Annotated in this window: 16 protein-coding genes; 7 read left to right on the forward strand and 9 right to left on the reverse strand. The window is 74.2% G+C overall.

From position 1 onward, the window contains the following. Window positions 1–65: 65 nt before the first annotated feature. Both DWV08_RS03160 and DWV08_RS03165 read left to right on the forward strand, forming a co-directional pair. Window positions 66–1112, forward strand: coding sequence for an ADP-ribosylglycohydrolase family protein (locus tag DWV08_RS03160; RefSeq protein WP_115412475.1), 1047 nt, complete (start codon window positions 66–68; stop codon window positions 1110–1112). Beyond that, window positions 1109–1864, forward strand: a complete 756-nt coding sequence (locus tag DWV08_RS03165) for an endonuclease/exonuclease/phosphatase family protein (protein WP_241237306.1) — start codon at window positions 1109–1111, stop codon at window positions 1862–1864. Before DWV08_RS03160 ends, DWV08_RS03165 begins: the two co-directional genes overlap by 4 nt. Before the next feature lie 37 nt (window positions 1865–1901). Here DWV08_RS03165 and DWV08_RS03170 read toward each other — a convergent pair whose 3' ends face one another. Both DWV08_RS03170 and DWV08_RS03175 read right to left on the reverse strand, forming a co-directional pair. Then, window positions 1902–2684 (reverse strand): PIG-L family deacetylase, encoded by a 783-nt coding sequence (locus DWV08_RS03170; RefSeq protein ID WP_115412477.1) that lies wholly within the window; start codon window positions 2682–2684, stop codon window positions 1902–1904. Next, window positions 2681–3937, reverse strand: a complete 1257-nt coding sequence (locus DWV08_RS03175; protein ID WP_115412478.1) for a glycosyltransferase — start codon at window positions 3935–3937, stop codon at window positions 2681–2683. Before DWV08_RS03175 ends, DWV08_RS03170 begins: the two co-directional genes overlap by 4 nt. 208 nt (window positions 3938–4145) lie before the next feature. Between DWV08_RS03175 and DWV08_RS03180 the strand changes: the two genes are divergently transcribed. Next, a complete protein-coding gene (locus tag DWV08_RS03180) occupies window positions 4146–4745 on the forward strand; it encodes a class I SAM-dependent methyltransferase (RefSeq protein WP_115412479.1) in 600 nt (199 codons plus the stop codon). Window positions 4746–4848: 103 nt separating this feature from the next. On the opposite strand, the gene DWV08_RS03185 is transcribed toward DWV08_RS03180, so the two are convergent. From DWV08_RS03185 to DWV08_RS03200, 4 genes are all read right to left on the reverse strand, one after another. Then, window positions 4849–5490 (reverse strand): response regulator transcription factor, encoded by a 642-nt coding sequence (locus tag DWV08_RS03185; protein WP_115412480.1) that lies wholly within the window; start codon window positions 5488–5490, stop codon window positions 4849–4851. Next, window positions 5478–6824 carry a sensor histidine kinase gene (locus tag DWV08_RS03190; protein ID WP_115412481.1) on the reverse strand — a complete coding sequence of 449 codons (1347 nt, stop codon included), beginning with the start codon at window positions 6822–6824 and terminating at the stop codon, window positions 5478–5480. Before DWV08_RS03190 ends, DWV08_RS03185 begins: the two co-directional genes overlap by 13 nt. A 78-nt stretch (window positions 6825–6902) precedes the next feature. Continuing rightward, on the reverse strand, window positions 6903–7328 hold the full coding sequence (locus DWV08_RS03195) for an SRPBCC family protein (protein ID WP_115412482.1): 426 nt from the start codon (window positions 7326–7328) through the stop codon (window positions 6903–6905). Next, window positions 7325–8311, reverse strand: coding sequence for an NAD-dependent epimerase/dehydratase family protein (locus DWV08_RS03200; protein WP_115412483.1), 987 nt, complete (start codon window positions 8309–8311; stop codon window positions 7325–7327). Before DWV08_RS03200 ends, DWV08_RS03195 begins: the two co-directional genes overlap by 4 nt. A 109-nt stretch (window positions 8312–8420) precedes the next feature. Here DWV08_RS03200 and DWV08_RS03205 point away from each other — a divergent pair, with 109 nt between their 5' ends. Further along, window positions 8421–9128: a TetR/AcrR family transcriptional regulator gene (locus DWV08_RS03205; protein ID WP_115412484.1), complete on the forward strand. Its 708-nt coding sequence runs from the start codon at window positions 8421–8423 to the stop codon at window positions 9126–9128. A 21-nt stretch (window positions 9129–9149) separates the two neighbouring features. Here DWV08_RS03205 and DWV08_RS03210 read toward each other — a convergent pair whose 3' ends face one another. Next, window positions 9150–9713, reverse strand: coding sequence for a hypothetical protein (locus tag DWV08_RS03210; protein ID WP_115412485.1), 564 nt, complete (start codon window positions 9711–9713; stop codon window positions 9150–9152). Between the two features lie 234 nt (window positions 9714–9947). Between DWV08_RS03210 and DWV08_RS03215 the strand changes: the two genes are divergently transcribed. The 3 genes from DWV08_RS03215 to DWV08_RS03225 all read left to right on the forward strand — a co-directional run bounded on the left by DWV08_RS03215 (window position 9948) and on the right by DWV08_RS03225 (window position 13303). Continuing rightward, complete coding sequence (locus DWV08_RS03215) at window positions 9948–11150, forward strand: sensor histidine kinase (RefSeq protein ID WP_115412486.1); 1203 nt, start codon at window positions 9948–9950, stop codon at window positions 11148–11150. Beyond that, the gene (locus DWV08_RS03220) at window positions 11147–11806 is read left to right on the forward strand and encodes a response regulator (protein WP_115412487.1); all 660 of its coding nucleotides are present in this window, start codon (window positions 11147–11149) and stop codon (window positions 11804–11806) included. Before DWV08_RS03215 ends, DWV08_RS03220 begins: the two co-directional genes overlap by 4 nt. A 480-nt stretch (window positions 11807–12286) precedes the next feature. Beyond that, the gene (locus DWV08_RS03225) at window positions 12287–13303 is read left to right on the forward strand and encodes a zinc-dependent alcohol dehydrogenase (protein ID WP_115412488.1); all 1017 of its coding nucleotides are present in this window, start codon (window positions 12287–12289) and stop codon (window positions 13301–13303) included. 19 nt (window positions 13304–13322) lie between these two features. Here the strand turns inward: DWV08_RS03225 and DWV08_RS03230 are convergent, their stop codons facing one another. Continuing rightward, window positions 13323–13661, reverse strand: a complete 339-nt coding sequence (locus DWV08_RS03230; RefSeq protein WP_115412489.1) for a hypothetical protein — start codon at window positions 13659–13661, stop codon at window positions 13323–13325. Window positions 13662–13717: 56 nt separating this feature from the next. Further along, on the reverse strand, window positions 13718–14425 hold the full coding sequence (locus DWV08_RS03235) for a phosphotransferase (RefSeq protein ID WP_342353523.1): 708 nt from the start codon (window positions 14423–14425) through the stop codon (window positions 13718–13720). Window positions 14426–14701 lie beyond the last annotated feature (276 nt).

Consider the following 14701-nt stretch of genomic DNA (forward strand, 5'->3'; position numbering starts at 1 on the left):
GGGCGTGAAAGCGGAGCTGAGGGTCAGGGTGCGTGTGGAACGATGGGCTCGTGAGGACCGATGCGATGACACCCCGCGGCGAGGGACTGACCCCGGCGCAGCGTCGGCGCGCGGCGGGCGCCGTCGTGGCGGCGGCCGCCGGTGACGCCCTCGGCGCGCCCTACGAGTTCCAGCCGCCGGTGCCGGACTCCGAGGAGATCGAGATGATCGGCGGCGGCGTCCTCGACTGGCAGGTGGGCGAGTGGACCGACGACACGGCGATGGCGATCGTGGTGCTGGAGGCCTCGCTGACCGCCTCGGACGCCCATGACCTGCGCGCCGAGAGCGCCCAGGACCACATCGCGCGCGAGTGGTACTCGTGGTCGCTGGGCACCCCGGACATCGGCACGCTCACCTCCCACGTGGTCCGCACCGCGGCGGATCTGGCCCGCGAGGACGGTCACTACGCCCCGCGGGCGAGGGACTTCCGCGCGGCCGCCGCGAGCGCTCACGAGCAGCTGCCGGCCTCGGCGGGCAACGGCTCCCTGATGCGCGCGCACGCCGCCGTGCTGCCGTACCTGCTCTCCCCGGAGGAGGACGCGGTCGAGGCGGTCACCACAGTGTGCCGTATGACACACGTGCACCCGGACACCGTCGAGGCGAGCGTGCTGTGGGGTCTCGCGGTGCGGCACGCGATCCGCACCGGCGAGGTCGACGTGCGGGCGGGGCTCGCGCACGTGCCCGCCGCGCATCGGGAGACGTGGCTCGAGCGGATCGAGGAGGCGGAGCAGTCCACCCCCGTGATGTTCCGCCGCAACGGCTGGGTGGTGGGCGCGTTCCAGGCGGCCTGGGCGGCCGTGGTGGGGGAGCTCCCGCTGCCGCCGGGCAAGTTCGCCCAGCGCGAGGCCATGATCCGGGCGCTCGAGGTGGCGGTGCGGGCGGGGTACGACACCGACACCGTCGCCTGCATCACCGGTGCGCTGATGGGCGCCGCGCTGGGGCCGAAGGCCGTGCCGCCCGAATGGCGTCGCACCCTGTTCGGCTGGCCCGGCTACGAGGTGGACGAGCTCGAGGGGCTCGTGGAGCGCGTGATCTCCCCGATGGTCGAGGACGAGGAGAGGACGGGCTCGTGAGCGCGCCCGCGGCAGGCGTTCCCGACGCCGCCCGGACCGGCTGGGACCTGCGGATCCTCACCTGGAACCTGTGCGAGCTGCGCGGGGACCTGACGGCGCTGATCGAGGCGGTGCGCGATCTCGACCCGGACGTCCTGCTGGTGCAGGAGGCGCCGCGCTTCGTGCTGCCCTCGGCCCGCCTGCACTGGTTCGCCCGACGGATCGGCCGGCGGGTGCTGCTGGGCGGCGCGGGCGGGCGCGGGCTGGCGCTGCTCGCCACCGAGGAGGTCGCCGCCCAGGTCATCCGCCGCGGTGCGCATCCTGTCGCCCAGACCCTCTCGGACCTGAACTCGACCTACCCCCGGGGCGTGGCCGCGGTGCGGCTGTCGATCCCCGGCGGGGGCGCAGTGGTGGTCGCCTCCACCCACCTGGCCCTCCAGGAGGACAACCGCCTCCGCCACGCCGAGCACCTGGCCGCCCTGGCGCGCGGCGCCGGCGCACCCGTGATCGTGGGCGGGGACCTCAACGAGACCGCCGAGGGCGTGGCCCGCTCGCACCTGGCCCCGCTGCTCGCCGATCCCGCGCCGACCACCGCGCACACCTTCCCGGCGACGGCGCCGTCACGTCGGATCGACGCGGTGCTGGTCAGCGACGGTGTGCAGGTGCGCCGCGCCGAGGCCGTGCGCGCGACGGAGACGGTGGACGAGGCCCGGCTCTCCGGCGCCTCCGATCACCTTCCCTCGCTGCTGGAGGTGACGCTGCCCCGCGCGTGAGGGCCCGCGTCGCAGGGCCCGCGCCACCGGGCCCGCGTCACGGGGCGCCGGGCGGCATGTGCAGGCCGGTGCGCAGGGCGACCAGGTCGTCCTGGCCGCCCACGTGCCGGATCGCGATCCCGTCGGCTCTCCGGCCGCGCACGGTGAGCTGGGTGCGGTAGGAGTCCACGGCGCGCTGCACCGCCTCGGCGGTGCCGGGGTGCTCCCGCCACCGGGTGCGCGGGTCGTCGGGGGTGCCGCTGGCCACCTGGAGCAGGGGGATGCCGGCGCGCTCGGCGGCGCCGACGGCGACGTGATGGGCGCGCACGTGATCGGGATGCCCGTAGGTGCCCTCGTCGTCGTAGCCGAGCACCACGTCCGGCCGCACCGCCTCGAGCAGCGCGTGCAGGTCCGCCACCTCTCCCTCCAGGGGCTGCAGGGAGAAGCTCTCCGGGCCCGCGGTGTCGGAGGGGCCGGCGAGACCCTCGCGCACCCACTGCATGCCGGAGTCGCGGTAGCGGCGCGGCGCGGCACCCGGGGCGAGAGCGGGCGCGATGCCGAGCCAGTGGCGCTCGGTGAGGCCGAGCGCGGCGACGGCCCGGTCGATCTCCGCCTCGCGGATCTCCTCCAGCGGACGCGACTCGTCGGCCCCGAGGGCGCCGGGCACGATCTCGCCCTCCTCGCCGCGGGTGGCGGTCACGAGCACCACGCGGGTGCCGGCGGCGGTCAGCGCGGCCAGCAGCGCGCCGGTGGAGAGGGACTCGTCGTCCGGGTGGGCATGCACCGCCACCACCGTCGAGGCGGCGTCGAGCAGGGCCCACGGATCCGTCGGGGCGCTCATCGACGCTCCTCCCGCGCCTCGCGGCGCGCGGTGACGGCGGTGTAGAGACCGGCGAGGGCCTCCGCCGCGGCGTCCCAGGTGCGGGTGGCGGCGAAGTCGCGGGCGGAGCGCACCGCGGCGCCGTAGCCCTCCTCGTCGCGCAGCAGGGACTGCAGCGCCTCCGCCCACACGTCCGGATCACGGCTGTCGAGCACCAGCCCGTCGGGTGCGACGGCCTCCTGCACCCCGCCGGCGCAGCGCCAGGCGAGTACCGGGGTGCCGCTGGCCTGCGCCTCCAGCGCCACCAGACCGAAGGTCTCGGACCAGCTGGTCAGCAGCAGCGCGCCGGCGCAGCGCATCTCCTCGGCGAGCTCGTCCCGGCCCAGGGAGCCGACGATCTCCACCCGGCCCTCCACCCCGAGCTCCCGGGCGAGACCGCGCAGGTGCTCGAGGTAGTCCGCGAAGTCCTGGGAGACGCCGCCGGCGAGCACCAGCCGCGCCCCGATCCCCGGGTCGAGGTGCGCGAGGATCTCGAGGGCGAGGTCGGGCCCCTTCAGCGGCTGCAGGCGCGCGGTGAACAGCAGGGTGGGGGAGAGGCGGCGCCGCGTCACGTCGTCGCACGGGCGGAAGCGGTGCACGTCCACGCCGGGGCGCACCACGCTGAGGCGCCCGCCGGGCACGCCGTAGCGCTCGCCGACGGTGCGGGCCTCCGCCTCCGAGACGGCGACCACCAGGTCGGAGCCGGTGGCGGCGAACTGCTCCCCGGGGATCCGCCCCTCCGACTCGGCGGGCTCGCCGGCATCGAGCGAGCCGGAGCCCTCCGGTGCGGCGACCGAGTGGAAGGACTGCAGGTGGGGGATGCCGAGTTCGCGGGCGATGGGCAGGGCGGCCACCCCGCTGAACCAGTGGTGGGAGTGGATGAGGTCCCAGCCGCCCGTGTCGGCGTCGCCGCCCGTGGTGGCGGGCGCGGTGAGGACCGCGTGGAGCGCCTCGCGGAAGGGGCGGATGGTGGCGTCCATCGCGCTCTTGGCCAGCGGCGCCGCCGGCCCGGCGTCGAGGTGGAACAGGCGCACCCCGTCGGCGAGCTCGACGACGTCCGGGGCGGCGGGGTCGCTGCGTCGCGTGAACAGGTCCACGCGGTGCCCGAGGCGGGCCAGGGCGAGCGACTGCTCGAGGACGACGACGTTCATGCCGCCGGCGTCCGCGCCCCCGGGCTCTTCGAGCGGGGAGGTGTGCAGGGAGACCGCGGCGATGCGCAGGGAGGGTGCCGACATGCCCGCCATACTAGGTGCGAGGCGCCCCGTGGGTGCCGGCGATGACATCGCGGACACGGGGCGGCGCGGGGTGCAAAGACCCGGCGCGGAGGTCGTGGACGCCTGTGTGACGGCGGAGGGTCCCATGCTGTTCGCCGTCGACGAAAACTGACGCGGCCTGCGTCACGGGAAGTTGAATCGGACACCAGCATGATAGAGCCTGGCAGTCATGGAGACGGCGGAGAAGGTTGACTGGGCTGCGTTGAACGCCCATGCGGCGGGCCGTCCTGCTCGCCGGCTGGTGTCCACGGCGATCACGGCGGCCGGTGGTGACCGCCATCCCGGAGTGGTGCTCGACCTCGGCGCCGGTGCCGGTGCCGACTCCCTGCAGTTCGCCCGACGCGGCTGGACCGTGCACGCCTACGACAGCGACGACACCCTCGCCGCCCGCCTGGTGGAGAACGAGCGGATGACCGGCTCGGTGCAGTTCCACCACACCGACATCGCCGACGTGCCCGTGTTCCCCGCGGCGCAGATCGTCTACTCGACCTACACCCTGGGCCTGCTGGGCCCCGAGGCGCTGCCCGAGGTGTGGCAGAAGCTGGTGGCGGCGCTGCCGCGCGGCGGCGTGATGGCGGTGGACTTCTTCGGCACCAACGACTCCTGGGCGGAGCGCAGCGACGTGGCCACGCTGCCGCTCGAGCAGATCGACGCGATGTTCTCCGACTTCCAGGTGATCGATCGCTCGGTGCGCGACGAGGACGGCCGCTTCCTCGCCGACAAGAAGCACTGGCACGTGATCACCACCCTGGCGCGGAAGCTGCGCTGACCCGCCGGTTCCCACAGGGCCTCCGCGCCGAGCGGAGTGTCTGCCGCGTGCTGAGCGCCTGATCCCGCAGCGGCACGGCCCGGTGCGCCGGCGCCGCCGCCCGTCACCGCCCCAGCAGGGTCAGCACCGCGGTCACGCGCCGGTGCACGCTCGCGTCCTCGCCCAGGCCCAGCTTCGCGAAGAGGCGCTGGGTGTGCTTCTCCACCGCGCCGCCGCTGATGAAGAGCCGCGCGGAGATGCCGGCGTTCGTCAGCCCCTCGCCCATCAGCTCGAGCACCTCCCGCTCACGAGCGGTGAGCTCGTCCAGCGGCGAGCGCCGGCGCGAGGCGATCACCTGCCCCACCACGTCCGGGTCGATCGCGACCCCGCCCGCGGCCACCCGCTCGATCGACTCCAGGAAGGAGCGGATGTCGAACACCCTGTCCTTGAGCAGGTAGCCCGTCGCCGCGAGGCCGGACTCGATCAGCTCGGTGGCGTAGCCCACCACCACGTACTGGCTGAGCAGCACGATCGGGGCCTCCGGCCACTGCGCCCGGATCTCCTGCGCCGCCCGCAGCCCCTCGTCGCTGTGCGAGGGCGGCATGCGGATGTCGGAGATGATCAGGTCCGGGCGCAGCTCGAGCGCCCGCACCACCAGCTCGGTACCGGTGGAGGCGGTGCCGGCCACCTCGTGATCGGCGTCCTCCAGCACCAGCCGCAGGCCCTCGCGGATCAGGGCGGAATCGTCCGCGATCAGGATGCGCACGGGATCACCGCCTCGATGCAGGTGCCCTGTGCGGGCGGCGAGGTCACCGTCAGCCGTCCCTCGAGCGAGGCGATCCGCCCGGCCAGTCCGGCCAGGCCGCCGCCCGTGCGCATCTCGGCGCCGCCGCGCCCGCCGTCCGTGATCCGCACTCGGGCATCATCGCCGCTCCGCGCGACCTCCACCCGCACCGACCCGGCGCCGGAGTGCTTCGCGGCGTTGGTGAGCGACTCCGAGACCACGTAGTAGATGCCGATCTCGACGTGCTCGGGCAACGACATCTCCGGGCACTCGACCGTGGCGGGCAGCGGGGAGATCGCGGCGAGCTCGGTGAGGGCGGCGGCCAGACCCCGGTCCACGAGGATCGGAGGGGCGATGCCGCGGGAGAGCCGGCGCAGGTCGTCCAGGGTCAGGCCCAGCTGCTCCCGGGTCTCGCGCAGCACGGTGCGCGCCGCGGAGGGATCCCTCTCGGAGAGGGACTCGACCCGGGCCAGGTCCATGGAGGCGCGCACCAGGCGCTGCTGGGGCCCGTCGTGCAGGTCCCGCTCGAGCCGGCGCAGGGCGGCGGATTCCGCGCTGCGGCCCGCCGCCCGCGACTGCTCGGTGCGTGCCAGACGCTGCTGCTCCTGGTAGCGCGAGCTCAGCAGGCCCCGGGCCACCCCCTGGTGCAGCAGTGTGAGGCCTCGGATCACCGGCCCGAGCGTGAGCAGGAACAGCAGCCCGACGAGGCACTGCAGGACCATGTCCACCGGGAGGGCGTACGGCTCGGGCACGCCGAGCAGGCCGGAGATCCCGCTGCCCTCTGCAGGCGGCAGCGTCCGATCCAAAATGAAGGTCGCCACCGGCCCGCCCACCGTGGCCATCGCGCCGACCGTCCAGGCCAGCGCCAGCGGGAAGGTGACCAGCGCCAGCAGGAAGTTGACCAGCACCCAGAGCGAGTCCATCCAGTTCTGGGGGTCGGTCAGCGGGGTGAGCAGACGGCGGACCCTGCCCGCGCCCGCAGAAGGGCGGACCGGTGCCGGGGTGGGCAGGTGCGTGCCCAGGATCGCGGGCTGCAGGGCGCGTTCCGCCCTGGCGAAGCCGTGCGCCACGAGCACCCCGGCGACCAGGATCGGCAGTCCGATCCAGACGACGACGGTGGAGATGCCCGCGGAGAGCAGCCCGAGGACGAGGGAGAAGCCGACGGCTCCCAGCACCATGGCGAGGAATCCGTAGGCGAGGAAGCGCCCGATCCGGCCGGCCCATCGGCCGAGGGATCGGGGTTCCGGGGGTGCGGAGGTCTGCGGGGCGGACGGGCTGCGGTCCTCGAGCGGTTCGGGCAGGGTCACGGTGGTCATGTCTCCACTCTGCGGGGGCGGGGTGCCGCCTGCCACCCCGGCACCGGGTCGGTGGATGTCGGGCTGGCCCGACATCTGTCACATCGGAGCGGCGCCGTCGCTCTCGCAGATCTCCTTGAGCGTGGCGAGGTCCTCCGCGACCGCGGCGGCGTCCTCGTCGAACTCCGCATCGCTCATGGTGCCGCGGCGCAGGGTGAACACCACCTCGCAGCGGGACTCGTCCAGCGGCAGCACCCGCAGCGGGTTCAGCACCGACTCCCCGCTCGGGAGAGTGACCGTGTGGTCCATGACTCCGTGCTCGTTCTCCGGGACGAAGCTGACCAGCACCCGCCCCATCGGCGAGGTCATCGACCACTGCGTGACCTCGCGCTGCACCTCGCCGCCTGCCAGGCCGGCGGCCCAGCGGGGGAGGTTCCGCGGGTCGCTCGCGACCTCGTACACGGCACGCCAGGGGCGCTCGATGATGATGTCCAGGTGGCGCGAGGGGCGGGGGTCGTCGCTCATGGGCCGACGGTAACAGCCCCGCGCTCCGGCACGCCCCGGTCGCGGCGGCTCTCCTGCGCCGCCTCGACGGTGGCGGCCACCGCCTGCTTCCAGGACGTGGGGACCAGGCCCTCCTCCTGCTCGAGCACGCCGGGCCGCTGCACGCACGGCCCGTACCAGAGCCCCGCGATCCCGTGCAGCTCCCGGGCGAGGGTGTGGACCGGCGCGAGCAGGGCGAGAGCGGCACGGGGGACCGGCACCGGCCGCCGGAGGGGCGCTCCGGCCAGGCGCGAGACCTCAGCGATCAGCTCCCGCTGGGTGCGGGCCGGGGCCGCCGGGGCGTTCAGCACCGCATCGCCCGTGGCGCCGACGAGCCGCTCGGCGTGCCGCGCCGCGTGGAGCATGGCGGCGGCGAGGTCCGGGACATGGGTGAGGGTGTGGGGGAGGTTCGCGCGGCCGACGAGCACCGCCCGGCGCCCGGCGAGCAGCGGCTCCACCACCATCGATGTCGCCACCGCCGCGCCGGTGCCCACGGTGCTCGGGCCGATCAGATCCGAGGCGATGACGCTGAGGGTGCGGGCCCGGTGCTGCCGGCGCCGGTCGAGCAGCTGCACCCGCACCCGTCCCTTCTCGTCGCGCGGCGAGGGCGCGTCGGACTCCGCCTGCGAGGCCGCGCCGCCCTGGAAGGCGTAAAGCGACTCCGGGAACACCACCGGGATGTCGCGCGCCGCGGCGGCGTCGAGCACGGCGAGCTCGCGGGGAGGGAGCTGCGCGCGCCACAGTCGCGCGTCGTAGGGGGCGTGGAACGTGGCCATGACGGCGTCGGCCCCCTCGAGCGCCGCGCCGAGCGCCGCCCGGTCGAGCACGTCGCCCGCGACGCGGTGGACGCCGGGGGACTCCTCCCTCGGGGTGCGGCGCAGCACGGTGACGGTGTCGCCGTCCGCGAGCGCCCGCTCGCTCAGCGCGCGGCCGATCTGTCCTTCGCCGATGACGAGGTGATGCATCAGGACCTCCCATATGTGAGCACTGCTCTCTGTTCTGTCGAGAACAGTGAACACTGCTCTCGGTTTTCCGTCAAGAGCGGTGCTCTCGGAATGTGGCAGGATGCGGTCCATGCCCTCCGACCCCACGCCCCGCGCCCTCGCGAGGGAGCGCACCATGGCCCGCATCGTCGAGCTCGGGAACGGCCAGCTGCGCGACAGCGGCGTCGCGGGGCTCAGCGTGCGCGAGATCGCCCGCGGCCTCGGCATGGTCTCCTCGGCGATCTACCGCTACGTGGCCAGCCGCGACGAGCTGCTCACCCTGCTGATCGTCGACGCCTACGAGGACCTCGCGGCGGCGGTGGAGGCTGCGCTCGCCGGTGCGGGGGAGGCACCCCGGGCGCGCTTCCTCGCCCTCGGCAGCGCGATGTCGCGCTGGGCGCTCACCCAGCCCGAGCGCTGGACCCTCCTCTACGGCACCCCGGTCCCCGGCTACGCCGCGCCCGCGGAGACCACCAACGCCCCCGGCACGCGCGTCATGCGTGCGGTGCTCGCGATCGCGGCCGACGGGGCTCGCGCGACGGAGGGGCCGGGCACCCCTGCGCTCGCCCAGTCCGTCACGTCGCTGCTGGACGAGCACCTCGCCGAGTTCGGCGTCGAGGCCGACCCGGCGACCGCAGCGCGCGCGGTGACGGCGTGGTCCGGGCTCGTCGGCGTGATCAGCGCGCATGTGACCGGCCAGCTCGGGCCCGACGCCGTCGCGCTCGGCGAGGACCTCCTGCGTCCGCAGATCGAGGTGCTCGCCGAGCTCATCGCACCGCTGTGCATTGCACCGCGCTGAGCTGCCGGCGGCCGCCCGAGCTCAGCACAGGTGGTGCTGGGCCTGCCCCGCGATGTCGCCGAGCAGGTCCTCCGCGGCGGCGAGGCGCGGCGCGATGCGCGCCCGCACCCGGCGCGTCACCGGGACATGGCTGAGCGCCCCGGCGGCCCAGGCGGCGAGGCCCAGCGCGCCGAACAGGACCGAGGCCGGCCCGATCGTCGGCTCCATCGTGAACATCGACAGCGCCAGGAACACCGCCCCGAGGACGCCCAGCGCGCCCGCGAGGGTCGCGGGGAGGACCCGGGTGGAACGGTCCAGGCGAGCGATCTCCGCGAGCGACGTCTCGGCGGCGTGCTGCAGCTCCTGCACCACGGGCCGGCTGTGGAGCCGACGGTCCCGCGCCATGTCGAGGGTCACCGAGCGGGCGCGGAACGCCGGCAGGAGCGGCAGCGGGCGCAGCGGCGGACGCTCGCTCACCGACCGCACGCTCCAGCCGAACCCGGCATAGGCATCGCGGTACAGCTGTTCGAGCGGCTTCGGCGCACGGACCGTCGTGTGCTCCTGGACGGTGGTCCGGGGCAGGGCGGGGGTGGGCGTCTCGGTCATCGGGGTTCTCCTCTGGTCAGGTCCACGGGGGTGGGCGGTCGAGCGGATGGATGACTCGATCCTGCGCGGCGTCGCACCCCCGGCGCATCGCCGTGCCGCACGGAGGCTCCTGCTCCGGATGCAGTACGCCGGCCGCGCCGGACGGTGGATGACCCGCCCGGAGCGATCTGGAAGAGTCGTGCCCGCGACCGCCGTGCCGGGCGGCGCGCTCGAGAGGCCGGGAGGCGGTGGGACGTGAGCGGGACCGAGGGACGGAGTCCGGGGGTCCTGGGCGACCTGAGGGCGGAGCTGCCCGGAATCCTCGCCGTGGCCGCACAGGTGGTGATCGTCCTCGCCGTCGGCGTCGGAGTCGTCGACCTCGCCGTCACCGGCGCCGCGGCGCTCGGGTATCTCGGGCCGGCCTGCGTGCTCGCCGGGACGCTGCTCACGAGGCATCGGCCCCTCCTCGGGCTCGCGCTCCTCGCCGCGGGGCCGATGTTCGCCTGGCTGAGTGCCGCGACGCCCGTGGTGACCTGGTCGGCCGTGTGCTTCGCCGCGTTCGCCCTCACGGTGCGGGGGATGCCGGGGCTGCTCGCGGGCGGTGTCCTCGGACTGTCGAATCTGCTGTTCGCCGGGCTCACGGCGGGGACGATCGACGTGAGGGTGGACTCCAGCGCCTCGATCTTCGCCGCGGCGGCGGCAGTCGGGGCGGCGATGGGCAGTGCGGTGCGCGGCACGCACCTGTACCGGCAGGAGGTCGAGGCGCGGATCCGTGATGCCGATCGGGCGCGGCTCCTCGCGGTCGAGCACGGGGTCGCGACGGAGCGCCTGCGCATCGCCCGTGACCTCCACGACAGCATCGGCCATCAGATCGCGGTGGTGAACATGCATCTCGGGGCGGCCGAGGTGCATCTGAGCGGGGACCCGATGGTCGTGAGCGAGGATCTCGCCGCGGCGCGGACCGGGGTCCAGGAGGTGCTCCGCGAGACGCAGCAGACGCTCCGCGTGCTCCGCTCCGGCGACCGGACGGAGAACGCAGGGTCCGTGCCGGGAGCGGAGCGGATCGCCGATCTCGTCGCTTCCGCGCGGGACGCCGGCATGGAGATCGACGCCTCGCTGGGCCGGATCGACGACCGTCTCCCACTGCAGGCGGGCATCGCCGCTTACCGCATCGCCCAGGAGGCGCTGACGAACGCGCACACCCACGGCGCAGGCCCCGTCCGCCTGGTCGCCGTGCAGGACGAGGAGGGGAACGTGACGATCGACGTGACGAACAGGCGGCGCGCCGACGGGACCGCCGCGCGCCCGGGCAGGGGAGGGCACGGCATCATCGGCATGAAGGAGCGCGCCGCGCTCGTCGGAGGGGCCGTCGAGACGATGGCGGACGGGGAGATGTTCCACCTGCACTCCGTCCTCCCCGCGGACGAGCTGCCGCGGACAGGGAGGAGCCGTCCATGATCCGAGTGCTGCTGGTCGATGACCAGGAGATCCTCCGCGCAGGCCTGCGCACCATCCTCGAGGCGCAGCCGCAGCTCACGGTGGTCGGCGAGGCCGGTGACGGCGCGGCCGCGCTGCGCCGGCTCAAGACGGTCGCTGCAGACGTCGTGCTGATGGACCTCGACATGCCCGGCATGGGGGGCGTCGAGGCGACGCGGCGCCTGCGCGAGAGGCACGGCGCGGACGATCCGCGGATCCTCGTCCTGACCACCTTCGACCAGGACGAGAACGTGCTCGCCGCGCTGCGCGCCGGGGCCGACGGCTTCCTCGGCAAGGGAGCGGGCCCCGCCGAGATCACGCAGGGCATCCTCCGCGTCGCCGAGGGCGGGCGGGCGCTGTCGCCGTCCGCCGTCGAAGCGCTCGTCGTCCATGCCTCCGCGCCGCGCGCCCTCGAGCCCGACGAGACGACCGTCGCCCTGTTCACGGAGCTCACTCCCCGGGAGCGGGACGTCGTCGCCGCGATCGTCGAGGGCCACGACAACGCGGAGATCGGGCGGCGCCTGTTCATCTCGCCGTTCACGGTGAAGACGCACGCCCACCGCGCCATGATGAAGGTCTCGGCGCGGGACCGGGCGCAGCTCGTCTCCCTCGCGCTGCGCGCCGGTTTCCTCCCCTGACAGGTCTGCCGGAGCGGCAGGTCTGATGCAGCGGCAGTAGAGCAGACGCGTCCCCGGGACGATGCCTCTCCCGCCGCGGCCCGCGAGCCTGGAGAGGTCATGCACGGTGCCGGCGGCACCGGCCCGTGCCCGTCCCAGGGAAGAAGCCCACCATGCTGGTCGCCGTCATCGATATCGCACTGAGGACCGCGATCGCCGTGCTCGCGCTCGCCGGGCTCCTCGGCCTCGACACCCTCGCCTCGTCCCTCCGCCGGCAGTGGCGGCGATGACGACCTGGGCGCGCCTGGCGGGAGCGGGGCTGATCGGGATGCACATCCTCCGCCGGAGGGGCGCGAGCAGGACGGGTACTCCGTTCGCAGTAGGTGCCGCGCCCCCGCAGGACGATGTGGCAGGCGGCGTGCTCGGCCAGGATGAGCCCAGGCCGCGCGGCGATCGACGCCCCGGCATCAGCCCCGCTGCACCCACTCGAAGGAGCACCCCATGAGATCAGTCCATGTCACCGGACAGGGCACCGCCGACTGGGTCGAGGTCGACCTGCCGCCGACGGGCCCGCGCGACGTCCTCCTGAGGATCAGGGCGTGCGGCATCTGCGGCTCCGACGCGCTGTACACCCGCGTGGGCGGGATCCCGCCCCGGCAGGGCGCCACCCCGCTCGGGCACGAGCCGGCCGCCGAGGTGGTCGAGGTGGGGGAGGAGACCTCCGGGGTCGAGGTGGGCGACCACGTCGTCGTCGACACGATGGCTTTCGCCGACGGGCTGCTCGGCTCCGGCGGTGCACAGGGGGCGCTCACCGAGCTCGTGCTCGTCCGCGACCATGTGCCGGGCAGGCAGCTGCGCGTCATCCCGAAGGACATCCCGTGGCACGTGGCGGCGCTGAACGAGCCGATGGCCGTCGCGCACCACGCCGTGAACAGGTCCGGCGCGGCGCCCGGGCAGCGCGCCGTCGTCTTCGGCGCCGGCCCCATCGGGCTCGGCGCCACCCTCAGCCTGCAGGCCAAGGGCGTCGAGCACGTGGTCGTCGTGGACGTCCAGGAGCGCCGCCTCGAGGTCGCGCGGGAGATCGGCGCGGACGCGGTCATCAACTCCGCCGAGGAGGACGTGATCGCACGGCTCCTCGCCCTGCACGGCGCGGCGACCGATGCGCTCGGGCACCCGGGACGTGCAGGCAGCGATGTGTACATCGACGCCGCCGGAGCCCCGGCCGTGCTCCGCACGGCGCTCGCCGCCGCGAAGCACCGCGCCGTCCTCACCATCCCGGCGGTGCATGCAGCGCCGGTGGACATCGACTTCGGTGCGCTCCTCGCGACCGAGATCGACATCCGCACCTCGATGGGCTACCCGACGGAGATCTTCGAGGTCACCGACGCGATCATCGAGAACTCCGAGAAGTACGCGAAGATCGTCAGCCACACGTTCCCCGCCGACCAGGCGCTCGAGGCCCTCGAACTCGCCGCGACTCCCGGCGGGGCGGACAAGGTCGTCGTCGTCTTCGACTGACGAGGCAGGGGCGGGCGCCTCACCGCACCGCTCTGAGCGGCCGCCCGGTCTCTGCGCGATCGAGCGCGCGCAGCGCTTCCCGTGCCACTGCGGAGAGCGTCGGGGGCTCGCACACGCGGGCACCGTCGCCGTCGGGAGCGACGACGACCCAGCGCGGCGCGCCTCGTCGGCGCATCCGGCCGATCTCGATGCCGGCGCCGCCCGCCAGCGGGATCACGAGCGCCCCGCTCGGCCCGGCGACGAGCCGTCCCGCGAGCGCGGGCCGACGCTCGAGCAGCAGTGCACGGAGGCGTTCGCGCTCGCCGAGGGCGGTGCCGCCCGAAGAAGGGTGCGCGAGGATCGAACCCGAGGAAGACATGCTCCGACGGTAGGGGCGGGGTGCGACAGGCGAGCGGAGCGAGGCCCGTGCCTCGTTCAGTGCCGCAGCGCCTGTGACCAGACCTCGCTGTGCCGGGTGACGTGGTCGGCCACGGTGCGCCAGTGCGCACCGTGGCCGGAGGTGAACATCGACCCCCATGGCTCCCGGTTCTCCGCATGGGATCGGCGCAGAAGCTCATACATCGCCTCGGTGCGCTCGGTCATCGCCTTCGGGAGAGCCGCTCGCAGTGCGGCGTCCGCCCCGTAGCCGTCGACCAGTGCGGCCAGGCGAGGCGCGGCGGAACTCGGGTTCTCTGCGGCGTCGTTGAGGGTGAAGGACTGGGCGGAGTACGCGAGATCCCACAGCCGGGTGCTCGGAGCCGCGCCATCCCAGTCGATGAACACCCATCGCTCCCCGATCAGCAGGTTCCACGGCGTGAGGTCCCCATGGCAGATCAGATCCGTCTCTGAGCAGGGTGGCGGGATCAGCGGTTCCCAGCCCGGCTCGCGTGACGGGCTGAACCCTTCGCAGGCGTCGTGGATGGCACGAATCATCCGCCCGACCCGTGCCAGCTCGCCGAGCGTGAGCGTCGGCGCGTGCAGTGCAGGGGTCCCGGGGACGAACTCGAGGATCTGTCGTCCTTGCGCGTCCTGCCCGAGGGGTCGGGGAACGTCGATCCCCGCGGCGGCGACGGCTTCCATCAGCTCATGGGTCGCCGGAGTGGCCAGCTCCCAGGGCTTGCGCACTGTGGTGCCGATGCGCACCACGCCAGCGGTCGCGTTCCCGCCGTCCAGGGGTTCCTCGTGCTCCATCACGTCACCGTAGCGTCGTCTCCCCGACCGGGGGACCGGCAACGCCCGCCAGAGGCAGGCAGGCGGAGTGTTGCGCACTCGCGGCGTTCGGTCCGATCCTCGCGGCCTGGGCGCTGAGCTGCGTGTGGATCCTCGGGCCCAGCGGATTCTTCTCCACCTCGTCCGCGCCCCTGCTCGTGCTCGTGAGCATGCGCGGCGGCAGGACCGTGGTCGCCTAGGATCGTCGAC

Origin of the sequence: Brachybacterium saurashtrense (assembly GCF_003355475.1) — a bacterium.
GTDB classification, from domain to species: Bacteria; Actinomycetota; Actinomycetes; order Actinomycetales; family Dermabacteraceae; genus Brachybacterium; species Brachybacterium saurashtrense.

Coding starts and splice junctions, on each gene's coding strand:
- DWV08_RS03160 (WP_115412475.1), top strand. CDS start 66: ATGACACCCCGCGGCGAGGGACTGACCCCGGCGCAGCGTCGGCGCGCG.
- DWV08_RS03195 (WP_115412482.1), bottom strand. CDS start 7,328: ATGAGCGACGACCCCCGCCCCTCGCGCCACCTGGACATCATCATCGAG.
- DWV08_RS03205 (WP_115412484.1), top strand. CDS start 8,421: ATGCCCTCCGACCCCACGCCCCGCGCCCTCGCGAGGGAGCGCACCATG.
- DWV08_RS03220 (WP_115412487.1), top strand. CDS start 11,147: ATGATCCGAGTGCTGCTGGTCGATGACCAGGAGATCCTCCGCGCAGGC.
- DWV08_RS03170 (WP_115412477.1), bottom strand. CDS start 2,684: ATGAGCGCCCCGACGGATCCGTGGGCCCTGCTCGACGCCGCCTCGACG.
- DWV08_RS03210 (WP_115412485.1), bottom strand. CDS start 9,713: ATGACCGAGACGCCCACCCCCGCCCTGCCCCGGACCACCGTCCAGGAG.
- DWV08_RS03200 (WP_115412483.1), bottom strand. CDS start 8,311: ATGCATCACCTCGTCATCGGCGAAGGACAGATCGGCCGCGCGCTGAGC.
- DWV08_RS03190 (WP_115412481.1), bottom strand. CDS start 6,824: ATGACCACCGTGACCCTGCCCGAACCGCTCGAGGACCGCAGCCCGTCC.
- DWV08_RS03225 (WP_115412488.1), top strand. CDS start 12,287: ATGAGATCAGTCCATGTCACCGGACAGGGCACCGCCGACTGGGTCGAG.
- DWV08_RS03230 (WP_115412489.1), bottom strand. CDS start 13,661: ATGTCTTCCTCGGGTTCGATCCTCGCGCACCCTTCTTCGGGCGGCACC.
- DWV08_RS03175 (WP_115412478.1), bottom strand. CDS start 3,937: ATGTCGGCACCCTCCCTGCGCATCGCCGCGGTCTCCCTGCACACCTCC.
- DWV08_RS03180 (WP_115412479.1), top strand. CDS start 4,146: ATGGAGACGGCGGAGAAGGTTGACTGGGCTGCGTTGAACGCCCATGCG.